The following is a 13,166-nucleotide window of genomic DNA, read 5'->3' on the forward strand; positions in this document are numbered from 1 at the left end:
CCGCGCGCCGCCCATCGCTTTTCCCACCCCCAACGGCGGCACCAATAGCAATCCGCTCAACGCATGCGCGAAGCGACCACCGCTACGACGCACGACAACGCGTAAGCCGATAGCGCGCCGCCCGGGCGGCCGCAGAGGCGGGCAACGCAAGCCTCGTCAGTAACAAGCGCCCTAGCAGCGCACCGGCTTAAGACAGCGAGAGCCCCTCGACGCGGGCGACGTGGCTGCGAGCAACCTCGATGCGCCCGAGGGAATCTGAAGGTAGCCGAAGGCGGACGAAGATGACGAAGGGGGGGGCCGCCTAGGCAAGTCCGGAGCGAAGGCTCCGGACCGCAATCGCGGGCGCGAGCAGCCACGGCGCCCGCGGCGAGGGGCGGCCTACGAAGCACTAGCACCGCCACCTACGCCCCCCCCACATTCGCCTAGAATATTCCCCACGAGCCACCCTACAAAAACACACCCGCCATGTCGCCCCCCACCCCCAGCGCCATCGCCTACGGCCTAGCCACGCTAACCGCAGACGGCACCATCCTAGACACCTGGTACCCCCGCCCCTCGCTAGCCGACAACTCCCCCGCGACTGGCACCAGGCATCTCACTCCCGAAGAAGCCCGCGCCGCGCTAGGCGAACATGTGCCCACGGCGCTGATCCGCGACACGCGCCGCAAAGTCGACATCGTCGCGGTACGAACCGCGATTGCCTCGCTGGACGAACCGCCCGTCGACGCGCACGATGCCTACCTGCGCCTGCATCTGCTCAGCCATCGCCTCATCCGCCCGCACCAAGCCAATCTGGATGGCCTGTTCAACGTGCTGGCCAACGTTGCATGGACCTCTGCCGGCCCTTGCGCCGTGGATCAGGTAGACGCCCTGCGCTGGCAACTACGCGCATCGGGCCAGATTCTGGAAATTCGCGGCGTGGACAAGATCCCCCGCATGACCGACTACGTCGTGCCCGCGGGCGTGCGCATCGCCGACACCGCTCGCGTGCGATTAGGCGCGCACCTATCCCCCGGCACCACCGTGCTGCACGAAGGCTTCTGCAATTTCAATGCCGGCACACTGGGCGCATCGATGGTCGAAGGCCGCATCAGCGCAGGCGTGATCGTCGATGACGGCACCGATATCGGCGGCGGCGCATCCATCATGGGCACCATGTCGGGCGGCGGCAAGCAAGTCGTTTCCATCGGCAAGCGTTGCCTGCTGGGCGCCAACTCCGGCCTGGGCATTTCGCTTGGGGATGACTGCGTGGTGGAAGCAGGTTGCTACGTCACCGCCGGGACGCGCGTGCTCACGCCGGAAGGCGCAGTCGTGAAAGCGGTGTCGCTGGCGGGCCAGCATGGCCTGCTGTTTCGCCGCAACTCACAGACCGGGGCGGTAGAGTGCCTGGTGCGCACTGCGGCCTGGGGAGCCTTGAATCCCGCGTTGCACGCGGGGCACTAGAGCGCGGCGGGCCGTCTTGCATGGCCCGCCTGTTTGACCGCGCATCAAGCCGGCTGGGGCGCCTGGCCGATCTGATCGTAGATCATGTTGACGAACACGTCAGAGCTCAGAATGCCCGTGCTCATGCACGAAAACACCGTCTTGCCTGCCTTGTCCTTGATGGCCACTTTCTCGGTCCAATCGTTCAAGTCCACGCTTTGCAGGTCTTCACGCCGGAACGTCACGCCGTCCACATGCAGGCCCTCGGCCGACACGGTCAGCTCTTGCGTCTTGATCTTCAGGAAGCCGCCAAAGAAGCGCTTCTTGTAGACCTGTCCGCTGTTGAGATAGCGGAAAGTGACCTTGCCGCCATCAGCCAGCTTCTGCTCGACGACAGGCATGCGGTATTCCACGCAACGCGCGCGGAACTCGTCCATGAAGTCGAAAAAGCCCTTGATTCCGCCGGTTGCGAGCACCCATTCTTTGTCGGGGCTGGTGCGGTACGCAAAGTTGTTGACCAGGCCGCCCAATGCGGTCTGCCCGCCGGCGAACAGATACAGATCCTGGATGTCAGCAAAACGGGTGTAGCTGCGCTTGCCAGCAGCGTTGTGAACCACGCCGTCTTCATGCAGTTCAAAGCGGTTCTTGCGTAGATTGATCGTGATCACGCACATCACCAACACGACCAACCCGATCACCGCGACGAACGCAGCCGCGCCGTAGAGATAGTGCAAATTGCTGTAGGTGCCCAGCTTGATACCGTTGCCCAACGTCACGGCAGTGGACTCTTTCAGCGTCTTCTCGGGAAAAATGGTGGTCAGATACAGCACAAACCCGGCCACGCCAAACAGCACGGCGGCGAATATACCCAGAAAAATCGGCAACTTCCGGCCGTGGGTAAACACCGCGAGCGCTTTAGAGACGGGCGGAGTTTTTACATCAGTCATGCAACTTCCTTATTCAGTTAGGGTGCTTTCGCGGCCCAGGACGTCGCAAGTACATGCGACCGGCATTGTCCCCTATCTGACGATTACGTGCTTGATGCCCCCATTAGGCCGCATTCCGTCCAAATCCGACGGTCACGATGCTCTAAACACCGCCCGCACTGCCCGAATGCCCGGCCCTGCTTTGAACAAAGCCTTCAGGCGCCGGGCGGAATCGGCACAAACGGGTAGTGCCGCACGTCTCCGCGCCCCGCGATAATCGCCGTGGCCTCGGGCACCTCTTCCCAGACGCCGGGCATTTCGGTCAAGGGTTCGGACAGCAGCAGGAAGGCGTCCTCGTCCAACGCGGCAATCTGCGGATCTTCGGGATAGAGTTCGCGCAGATGGCGCACGCAGGTGTTGTGAAACAAGGTACGCGAATCGGTTTCGCTGGAGTAACGCACCGCGATCAGACGTTCTCCGTCCAGCGCGCAGACCGTCATATTGATGGGGTGGGTCACGCCATGCCGGCGCCCCGTCTCTTCCACTGCGCCAACCATGCGGGCCAATGCGGGAATGGGATCTTCTTCCAGCCCGAAGGTCAGCGCCAGCAGAAACATCACCTCGGAATCCGTCGAGCCTTCAAGCGATCCGAAATACGCCGGCGCGATCATCAGCATCAGGTCACGGCGTAGCAATGGATAGTCGCGAATGACGCCGTTATGCACGAACAGCCATTGCCCATGACGGAACGGATGGCAGTTGGTTTCCTGAGCGGGCGTATCGGTGGCGGCTCGGATATGCGCGACGAACAAAGGCGCGTGGATGGCGCGCGCGGCTTCGCGCAGATTGCGGTCGTTCCACGCGGGATGCACGCTACGGTATCGGAATGGCGCCTCAAGGGGCCGGCCTGCCGCGGGCCGGCCGTACCAGCCCAGGCCGAATCCGTCCCCATTCGTGGTGGTGGCGCCCAGGCGCGCATGCAGGCTCTGGTCAATCAGGGAGTGCTTGGCCTTAAACAGCACACTCTCCATCTGCAAGGGACTACCGGTATAAGCCAGCCAGCGGCACATGATGCGCTCCTTCGTTCCAGACTTGCCCAGTGTAGGAGCGACGGGACTGGCAATCAAACTACTTCTTCAGCAGCGCCTTCAGCATGGCCATGCGTTCTTTGGGATTCATGGCGGCAGTGGCTTCGTCTTCTTGCACACGCACATCGCCCAGCCCCATTTCTTCGATGAAGCGAGACGGTTCCCGCACCAGATCTTCGCGCGCACGGCGGCGGCGCTTGCACCAGCTTAAATTCAGGCTGCGTTGCGCACGTGTAATGCCCACGTACATCAGGCGGCGCTCCTCCTGGATACGCGTAGCCAGGTTCTCGGCCGCACGCGCAGGGTCGCCATCTTCGTCGTCTTTACCCAGGTGAGGCAGCAGCCCCTCTTCCACACCCGCCAGATACACGTGCGGATACTCCAGCCCCTTGGACGCGTGCAGCGTAGACATCTTCACCGCGTCGGGCTCGTCTTCCTCGCCGCGCTCGAGCATGGTGACCAGCGCTACGTGCTGCACCAGGTCAAAGAGCGTCATGTTGTCTTCTTCGGCTTTGCGCTTGAGCCAGCCCGTCAGTTCCAGCACGTTCTGCCAACGCGTCTGCGCGGGACGTTCTTCGAACAGCTCGAACAGATGGCGCTCGTACTGAATGGCTTCGACCAGATCATCCAGAATGACACCAGCGGGTTCGGCTGGCGCGGCGTCCTTGCCCGATGCGGCGCCACGTCCCGCACGCCACTGCATACGGCGGATGAACTCGGCAAACGTGCGCAAGGGGTCCAGCTGGCGCGGCGCCAACTGGCTTTCCAGGCCCGTCTCGGCCACCGCAGCCAGCAAGGATATTTCACGGCTGGCCGCGTATTGCCCCAAAGCCTGCAACGTGGTCTGGCCGATGCCACGCTTGGGCGTGGTGGCCGCGCGAATAAACGCAGGGTCATCGTCGTCATTGGCCAAGAGCCGCAGATAGGCCAGCACATCACGCACTTCGGCCTTGTCGAAAAAGCTCTGCCCGCCCGAGATCGTGTACGGAATCTTCAGGTTGCGCAGCGCTTGTTCCAGAATGCGCGACTGATGGTTGCTGCGGTACAGGATGGCGAAATCCTTCCACTGCGCCTGACGCTCAAAGCGCGACGCAGACACTTTCATAGCAATGGATTCCGCCTCTTGCTCTTCGCCGTCCATGGCCGACACCAGTATCGGTTCGCCCACGCCCAGATCCGACCACAGCTTCTTTTCGAACAGCTTGGGGTTTTTTTCGATTACCTGGTTCGCCGCGGCCAGAATGCGCTGCACGGACCGGTAATTCTGTTCCAGCTTGATCAGCTTGATGCTGGGGTAGTCCGTTGTCAGCTTGGCCAGGTTTTCGATAGTGGCGCCGCGCCAGGCGTAGATGGCCTGATCGTCGTCGCCCACTGCGGTGAACATGGCGCGCGACCCTGTCAGCAGTTGCACCAAACGGTACTGGCACACGTTGGTGTCCTGGTATTCATCCACCAGCAGGTAGCGCACGCGATTTTGCCAGCGCGTGCGTACTTCTTCGTTGCTGGACAACAGCAACGCGGGAATGCGGATCAGGTCGTCGAAATCCACCGCCTGATAGGCGGCCAGCGTCGCGGCGTAACTGCGGTAGATGTTGGCGGCCTCTACGTCGCCCGGCGTGATGGCTTCGCGCGCGGCATCATCCGGCTCCATCAGCGCGTTTTTCCATAACGAGATGATGCCTTGCACGTGACGCAGCCGGCCCTTATCTGTAGTGGCCAGCAGCTCCTGAATGATGCTCATGGCGTCATCCGCGTCCAGAATGGAGAACGTGGGCTTCAATCCCGCGTTGCGCGCTTCTTCACGCAGCATCTTGACGCCCAGCGAGTGAAACGTGCTGATGATCAAGCCCTTGGACAGCTTGCGATCCACCAACGTCTTCACGCGTTCGTCCATCTCGCGCGCGGCTTTGTTGGTGAATGTCAGCGCCACCACGTTGCGGCCCATGTAGCCGCATTCGCGCAGCAAATACGCGATTTTTTGCGTAATCACGCGCGTCTTGCCGCTGCCGGCGCCAGCCAGCACCAAACAGGGGCCGTCCAGGTAGAGCACCGCCTCACGTTGGGCGGGGTTCATACCTTGAGCTATAGATTCGCTTGCGGACATGTGAGTTGAGATAGTCAGGCAGCGAGAGAGAGGAAAAAGATCATAGAACAATCGGATCGCCGGCGCATCGGTAGCAGCCGCGCGTCAGATTTCCAGCGGATCGACTTCCAGTTGCCAGCGCACGCGCGCTTCGTTGGCCAGATACGGCAGGTGGTGCGACCACGATGCCAGGAACGCTTGCAACGCCGGCCGGCTGCTGCTTTCGACCAGCAACTGCGCACGTTCAATATTGGCCACGCGCACCACACGCAGCGGTACGGGGTCATACATCTCGATCGCGTCCAGGCCCGGAAAGTCCGCTGCCCACTCGCCTTTGGGCAGCACCCGAGCGCGTTCCAGAAACGCCTGCGCCACTTTCAACTCACGCGCTTCGGCCGTCAACAGCGCCTGATACACAAAGGGCGGCAGACCTGTGCTTTCGCGTTCGTGCAGCGCATGGCGCGCAAAGCCCGCGTAATCGTGACGCAACAGCGCCTGATAAACGGGCTGATCGGGATAACCGGTTTGAATCAGCACCTCGCCATTGCCCTGGTGACGGCCTGCTCGGCCCGCCACCTGCATCAGCTGCGCGAATAAGCGCTCAGGCGCGCGGAAATCATGCGCAAACAACATGGAATCGGAGTTCAGCACGCCCACCAGACCCAGCCGGGCAAAGTCGTGGCCCTTGGCCACCATCTGCGTGCCCACCAGAATGTCCACCTCGCCCGCGTGAACGGAAGCAAACAGCGCCTCGGCACTGCCTTTTTTGCGCGTGCTGTCGGCATCGATGCGCAAGATGCGCGCCTCGGGAAACAATTCCGCCAGATGTTCTTCCACGCGCTGCGTGCCCCGCCCCATGGGCGCCAGATCCTGGTCGCCGCATTCCGGGCAAGCATGCGGCACCGGCGCTTGGTAGCCGCAATGGTGACACTGCAAGCGATGACCGCGGCCGTCCGTGCGATGCAGGACGGTAAAGGCCGTGCAGCGCGGGCAGTTGCTGACCCAGGCGCAAGACTGGCAATGCAACACCGGCGAATAGCCGCGCCGGTTCAGAAAAATAAGCGACTGTTCTTTACGCTCCAATCGTTGGCCGATTGCCTCTACCAACTGAGGAGACATGCCCTGCTTCATCTGAAGGCGCCGGGTATCCACCAGACGCATGGAAGGCAGGCTGCTGGAACGCGCACGGCCGGGCAGCGTCAAGCGCAGGTAGCGGCCGCGCTCGGCGTGTTGCCAGGTTTCCAGGGACGGGGTAGCCGAACCCAGCACGACCGGGATGTTCAGATCATGGGCGCGCCACACTGCAAGATCCCGGGCGGAATAGCGCAGACCATCCTGCTGCTTGTAGGACGCGTCGTGTTCTTCGTCCACCACTATCAGACCCAACTTGCTCAAGGGCGCGAAGATCGACATGCGCGTACCCAGCACCATGCGTGCTTCGCCGCGCTGGGCGCGGGCCCACGCTTGCAGGCGTTCGCCGTCGGACAAACCGCTATGCATGACGGCCAGACCGTCCTGGCCCACCACCGCTTCCAAGCGTGCGCGCAGCGACCCTTCCAGTTGTGGCGTCAGGTTGATTTCGGGCACCATCAACAACACCTGGCGCCCCTGACCCAGCACTTTTTCAGCGGCGCGCAGATACACCTCGGTCTTGCCGCTACCCGTCACCCCGTGCAGCAGCACAGGTTTGAACCCGGTGAGCGCGCCAATCGTGTCGACGGCCGTCTGCTGCGCATCGTTCAACTGCGGCGGCTGGTCCGCCTTGGCCGGCTCACGCGCGGTTTTGCGCTTGCGTCCATCCAGCCGCGCGACGGGTCCGCCCGCCGATCTCTTGCCCTGATAAGCGGTGGGCTTGCGCAACGGCGGCGGCAAGGTGGGCAACATCACTTCGCCCAACGGCCGCTGGTAGTAATCCGCCGCGAAACGAGCCATACGCAGCCAGTCTTCGTCAAAGGGGGGCAGATCATCCAGCACGGCTTCAATCGGGCGGATCTTCTTGGGGTCGAACGAGGGTTCGGCCGGGTTCTCCACCACCACGCCGATCATCTTGCGCCGGCCAAACGGCACGATGACCCGCAAGCCCACGGTGACGGGTGCGTCGTGGCAGAAGTCGAAGGGACCGGGCAGGGGCACGTCCAGCGCCACGCGCACCCAGCAGACGGCTGCAGGGGTCGTAATTGGCTGCTGATCAGACATGGGTGCTGGGACGGTGCATAGAGCGGAAAGGGCCAAAAGGACGGGTGTGGACTTAGGAATGGCCGACAGGCGATTGTCGCGCCTACGCGCCAATTTGCTCTGGCCCCGCCTGTGGATAACTTTGGGGAAAAGGCTGGAGCAACATTGGAAATTGGCATAAGCCAAGATCGCATGTGGTCATGCAATCCTTTGAAAAATTTGCTTTTCTCTCTATAAATCAGAGACTTAAGTAAACTTTCAAGATTGTAAACTAGCTTCTAGAGGGTTTTCCCCGAGCGAAATCTTGCTGTGCACAAGTCCGCGTCGGGGCCCTCAAACCTCGGCCCTTAGAACCGAAGCGTTCACTCACTTACCCCCTCAGCAAGCGGCTGTGTTGGTGGACTTCGTCGACCAATTCAGCTACCGCTTCGGGTGGGGTGAAACGTGAAATACCGTGGCCCAGGTTGAACACGTGACCGCCCTTGCCCACCGGCCCAAACGCGTCCAGCACGCGGCGCGCTTCACTGCGGATAGCCGATGCGCCACCAAACAACGCCATCGGGTCCAGGTTGCCCTGGAAGGCCACCGAGTCGCCCGTGCGGCGGCGGGCTGCCGCCAGATCCACCGTCCAGTCCAGGCCCACCGCATCGCAACCGCAGGCTGCGATCTGCTCGATCCACTGGCCTCCGCCCTTGGTGAACACAATAACCGGCACGCGCCGGCCTTCGTGCTCACGGGTCAGGCCGGCGACAACCTTCTTCGTGTACGCCAGCGAGAATTCTTGGAACAAGCCATCGGCCAGCACACCGCCCCAGCTGTCGAACAGCATGACGGCTTGGGCGCCCGCGGCGATCTGCGCATTCAGGTATTGCAGCGTGGCTTCGGCGTTGATTTCAAGAATGCGATGCAGCAGGTCGGGACGCGAATACAGCATCGTCTTGATCAGACGGTAGTCGTCGCTGCCCTTGCCTTCGACCATATAACAGGCAATGGTGAAGGGGCTGCCGGCAAAACCAATAAGCGGAACCTTGCCGTCCAGCTCGCGCCGGATGACGCTGACCGCGTCGAACACGTAGCGCAGCGAGTCCATGTCGGGCACCGCCAGACGCGCCACATCTTCCTCGGTGCGAACGGGACGGGCAAAGCGCGGGCCTTCGCCTTCAGCGAAGTCCAGCCCCAGGCCCATGGCGTGCGGTACGGTCAGGATGTCCGAGAACAGGATGGCCGCGTCCAGGTCGAAACGCTCCAGCGGCTGCAATGTGACTTCCATTGCATAGTCCGGATTCTGAGCCAGGCCCATGAAAGATCCTGCCCGGGCGCGCGTGGCGCGGTATTCGGGCAGATAACGACCGGCCTGGCGCATCAGCCAGATCGGGGTATAAGGCACGGGCTCACGCAATAGCGAGCGCAAGAACACATCGTTCTTCAAGCTGGAAGCAGACACGACTATCCTCGATGATCGGAAGCCGTGATTTTACTTCCCCCAGCTGACAGGGTGTGGGAAGCCCGGTATCAGCCCTTGTTTGCGCGCAAATCAGGTGCTTTGAGCTGTGCTTTCCAGGCTCAAAGCTGGCCAGCTGTCCGGATCTCTCAGCAGTGCTGACCATCGCCCGGGTTTCTCAGCGGCTTAATCGTCGCTAGCGGCAGCTGCCTGCGCCGCCAGCCGATAAGGCGTCGCGTCAATGCCATGCTTGCGCATCAGCGCCCAAAAAGCCCGCCGGTGCTTGGCGCACGCGCGCGCCGCCTGGGCCACGTTGCCGCCGTGGCGCGAGAGCGCATGACGGATGTAGTCGCGCTCAAAGCCATCGACGACCCGCGCCTTGGCCAGCCTGAAGGATTCGGCCTTGGGTTGGCGCCGATGATGGCGCAAGCCCGCCAGCGCCTGCTCCATGATCTCTGCCGGCACACGGGGCCGCGAGATTCCAACTGGCGCGCCGCCAATCAAAGGCGGACCATAGTTGGAGTCGGGTTCTTGAATATCCAGGCTTGCAGCGGCGCGCCACAACGCCCGCCGCTTCAATCGGCTCAAGCGGACCCGCATGCTTTCCAGGCAGGCAGGTTGCGCCAGAAAGTCTGCAGCACCCAGATTCAGCAAGTCTTCAATGGCGGGCGCCGTCATGCCGTGAATCAGCAGCAGGATAGGAGTGGTGAGCGACGCGCCGGCCTCTTGCAAGGCCATACGAGCCCACGCAACCGAAGACGGCGCTACCGGCAGGATGCAACTGTCGTAGCGCTTGAGCGATACCGCCAAGCGCGCCAGTACCTGCACATCTTGGAAATGACTGCCGCCAGCGGGCAATGCCGCAGCCGCCAACGGCCCGCTCTTGTCCAACGCCACCAGATGCAGACGGATGCGCGTCAATCGGCTTTGATGCAGCGCCACCCAGTCGCGCATGGCTTCTTCGTGGTCCGGCACCAGCAGAACGCCGCAATCCAGAACATCTCGCACGCTCTCCCCCTTTGGCTTGATAGGCAAAGTTGAAGGCTACTGTTGCAAAACCTGTGTAGCTATTCGTAGTGAACGCATTGCGGGCGCTACCCGCCGAAGGATAGGCCACGCTGGACACCCGGAGCGCAGACGTGAAAAAAGCGGCCAAAGGCCGCTTTTTTCAGTCCGGGGCGAACCCCGGCGTACTGCTGTGCCGCTTAGTGCGACCGACCGCCTTGACGCAGCTTGCGCGCCGCGATGGCTTGTGCAGCCAGCATGGCGAGTTCCGCTTCGACGACAGCGATGTCAGCCTTGTCCTTGGCGTTCGCCAGGGCCTCTTCGGCCTTCTTGCGAGCTTCCAGGGCACGAGCTTCGTCCAGATCGGCGGCACGGATAGCCGTGTCGGCCAGAACCGTCACGCTGCCCGGCTGCACTTCCAGAATGCCACCGGCGACGAAGATGTTTTCCTCGCCTTGGTCGGCACGAACGATCTTGACCGTGCCGGGGCGTATGCGCGAAATCAGCGGGGTGTGGCCGGGCAAAATGCCCAGTTCACCCGCTTCGCCAGGCAGCACCACGAACTTCGCCTCACCGGAGAAGATCGCTTCCTCTGCGCTGACGACATCCACATGCAGGGTAGCCATATCGGTTCCTTATTGCAGTTTCTTGGCCTTCTCGAAGGCCTCGTCGATCGAACCGACCATGTAGAAGGCCTGTTCCGGCAGGGAGTCGCACTCGCCGTCAACAATCATCTTGAAACCACGGATGGTTTCGGCCAGCGGAACGTACTTGCCGGGCGAGCCGGTAAACACTTCAGCAACGTGGAACGGCTGCGACAGGAAACGCTGGATCTTACGAGCGCGGGCCACGGCCTGCTTGTCGTCGGGCGACAGTTCGTCCATACCCAGAATCGCGATAATGTCGCGCAGTTCCTTGTAGCGTTGCAGCGTTTGCTGCACGCCACGCGCCACGGCGTAGTGTTCTTCGCCGACGACTTGCGGGTCGAGCTGGCGGCTGGACGAATCCAGCGGGTCCACGGCCGGGTAGATACCCAGGGAAGCGATGTCACGCGACAGCACGACGGTCGAGTCCAAATGCTGGAAGGTCGTGGCAGGCGACGGGTCGGTCAAGTCATCCGCAGGGACGTACACGGCCTGGATCGAGGTGATCGAGCCCGTCTTGGTCGACGTGATGCGCTCTTGCAGCTTGCCCATTTCTTCAGCCAGCGTGGGCTGATAGCCCACTGCCGACGGCATACGGCCCAGCAGTGCGGACACTTCCGTACCGGCCAACGTGTAGCGGTAGATGTTGTCCACGAAGAACAGGATGTCACGGCCTTCGTCACGGAACTTCTCGGCCATCGTCAGGCCGGTCAGTGCCACGCGCAGACGGTTGCCCGGGGGTTCGTTCATCTGACCGAACACCATCGCAACCTTGTCCAGAACGTTCGACTCTTCCATTTCGTGGTAGAAGTCGTTGCCTTCGCGGGTACGCTCACCCACGCCGGCAAACACCGACAAACCGCTGTGCTGCTTGGCGATGTTGTTGATGAGTTCCATCATGTTCACGGTCTTGCCCACACCGGCGCCGCCGAACAGGCCGACCTTGCCGCCCTTGGCAAACGGGCACACCAAGTCAATAACCTTGATGCCGGTTTCCAGCAGTTCCACCGACGGCGACAGTTCGTCGAAGCGGGGAGCGCTTTGGTGGATGCCACGCTTTTCTTCGTGTTGGATCGGGCCGGCTTCGTCGATGGGACGACCCAGCACGTCCATGATGCGGCCCAGCGTGCCGGTGCCGACCGGCACCGAGATCGGGGCGCCCGTGCCATTCACCTTCATGCCGCGGCGCAGACCGTCGCTGGAGCCCAGCGCAATGGTACGCACCACGCCGTCGCCCAACTGTTGCTGCACTTCCAGCGTCAGACCCTTTTCGGCGAACGAGGAGGCCTCGTCGTCAGCCAGAGTAAGCGCTTCATAGATCTTGGGCATGTGATCGCGGGGGAACTGAATATCCACCACGGCGCCGATGCACTGAACGATGGTTCCGTTGCTCATGTCGATTCCTTGCTTGATAGCTTTAGACGGGAGCTGCCTGCCTTAAACGGCGGCAGCGCCCCCTACGATTTCCGAAATTTCTTTAGTGATCGCGGCCTGACGGGTCTTGTTGTAGACCAGTTGCAGCTCTCCGATGACCTTCTTGGCGTTGTCCGACGCCGCCTTCATGGCGACCATCCGGGCCGACTGCTCCGAAGCCATGTTCTCGGCCACGGCTTGATACAGCAGACCTTCAACGTAACGCTGCAGCAGGTCGTCGATCACGCTACGGGCGTCGGGTTCGTAGATGTAATCCCAGCTGTAGTCCGACTTCACTTCCGACGTCTTGGCCAGGCTATCAGCACCCGTTTGGTACGGATCTTCCAAACCACTGGCCAACGGCAGCAGACGCAGGAACAACGGCTCCTGCTTCATCGTGTTGACGAAGCGGGTCGAAGCCACGTACAGCGCGTCGATACGGCCATCCAGGTAGGCGTCCAGCTGCACCTTGATCGCGCCCAGCAGGCGGTCGAGTTGCGGCTTGTCGCCCAGTTGCACTTCCTGGGAAACCAGATTGGCGCCGATACGGGTCAGTACACCCACGCCCTTATTGCCGAAAGCGGTCGCTTGCACGGCAACGCCGTTTTTCTCGAACTCTTTCAGCTTGCCCAACGTCACGCGAGTGATGTTGGTGTTCAAGCCGCCGCACAAACCCTTGTCAGTCGTCACCATCACCACGCCGACCGCTTTGATTTCGCGTTCGACCAGGTACGGGTGGCTGTACTCGGGGTTGGCCTGCATCAGGTGCGCAGCAATCTCGCGCACCTTGGTGGCGTACGGACGACCAGCACGCATCCGTTCCTGCGCCTTGCGCATTTTGGATGCGGCGACCATTTCCATCGCCTTGGTGATCTTGCGCGTGTTTTGCACGCTCTTGATCTTGGTTCGGATTTCCTTAATTCCGGGCATTGCGCTTTCCTGTGAAGACTGGCCGATGGGTTCCGCTCA

General features: G+C 61.9%; 10 protein-coding genes. 1 reads left to right on the plus strand and 9 read right to left on the minus strand.

Going from position 1 to position 13,166, the window contains the following annotated elements; translation table 11 throughout:
- Positions 1-465 precede the first annotated feature (465 nt).
- Positions 466-1,443, plus strand: coding sequence for a 2,3,4,5-tetrahydropyridine-2,6-dicarboxylate N-succinyltransferase (gene dapD / locus RAS12_RS19855; RefSeq protein ID WP_306938312.1), 978 nt, complete (start codon positions 466-468; stop codon positions 1,441-1,443).
- Between the two features lie 44 nt (positions 1,444-1,487).
- Here dapD and RAS12_RS19860 read toward each other — a convergent pair whose 3' ends face one another.
- The 9 genes from RAS12_RS19860 to atpG form a co-directional block, all read right to left on the minus strand.
- Positions 1,488-2,369, minus strand: coding sequence for a hypothetical protein (locus RAS12_RS19860; RefSeq protein ID WP_306938314.1), 882 nt, complete (start codon positions 2,367-2,369; stop codon positions 1,488-1,490).
- A 194-nt stretch (positions 2,370-2,563) separates the two neighbouring features.
- The gene (locus RAS12_RS19865) at positions 2,564-3,418 is read right to left on the minus strand and encodes a class II glutamine amidotransferase (RefSeq protein ID WP_306938315.1); all 855 of its coding nucleotides are present in this window, start codon (positions 3,416-3,418) and stop codon (positions 2,564-2,566) included.
- A 58-nt stretch (positions 3,419-3,476) separates the two neighbouring features.
- On the minus strand, positions 3,477-5,540 hold the full coding sequence (locus RAS12_RS19870) for a UvrD-helicase domain-containing protein (RefSeq protein ID WP_306938316.1): 2,064 nt from the start codon (positions 5,538-5,540) through the stop codon (positions 3,477-3,479).
- Positions 5,541-5,624: 84 nt separating this feature from the next.
- Positions 5,625-7,715 (minus strand): primosomal protein N', encoded by a 2,091-nt coding sequence (locus RAS12_RS19875; RefSeq protein WP_306938319.1) that lies wholly within the window; start codon positions 7,713-7,715, stop codon positions 5,625-5,627.
- 349 nt (positions 7,716-8,064) lie between these two features.
- The gene (gene hemE, locus RAS12_RS19880; RefSeq protein ID WP_306938321.1) at positions 8,065-9,138 is read right to left on the minus strand and encodes a uroporphyrinogen decarboxylase; all 1,074 of its coding nucleotides are present in this window, start codon (positions 9,136-9,138) and stop codon (positions 8,065-8,067) included.
- A gap of 183 nt (positions 9,139-9,321) precedes the next feature.
- A complete protein-coding gene (locus tag RAS12_RS19885; RefSeq protein ID WP_306938322.1) occupies positions 9,322-10,143 on the minus strand; it encodes a helix-turn-helix domain-containing protein in 822 nt (273 codons plus the stop codon).
- 197 nt (positions 10,144-10,340) lie between these two features.
- The gene (locus RAS12_RS19890) at positions 10,341-10,766 is read right to left on the minus strand and encodes a F0F1 ATP synthase subunit epsilon (RefSeq protein ID WP_006227271.1); all 426 of its coding nucleotides are present in this window, start codon (positions 10,764-10,766) and stop codon (positions 10,341-10,343) included.
- A 9-nt stretch (positions 10,767-10,775) separates the two neighbouring features.
- Positions 10,776-12,179 carry a F0F1 ATP synthase subunit beta gene (gene atpD, locus RAS12_RS19895; protein ID WP_306938327.1) on the minus strand — a complete coding sequence of 468 codons (1,404 nt, stop codon included), beginning with the start codon at positions 12,177-12,179 and terminating at the stop codon, positions 10,776-10,778.
- 42 nt (positions 12,180-12,221) lie between these two features.
- Positions 12,222-13,127 carry a F0F1 ATP synthase subunit gamma gene (gene atpG, locus RAS12_RS19900; RefSeq protein ID WP_306938329.1) on the minus strand — a complete coding sequence of 302 codons (906 nt, stop codon included), beginning with the start codon at positions 13,125-13,127 and terminating at the stop codon, positions 12,222-12,224.
- Between the last annotated feature and the right edge of the window lie 39 nt (positions 13,128-13,166).

It is taken from the genome of Achromobacter seleniivolatilans (assembly GCF_030864005.1).
GTDB lineage: Bacteria > Pseudomonadota > Gammaproteobacteria > Burkholderiales > Burkholderiaceae_B > Achromobacter > Achromobacter seleniivolatilans.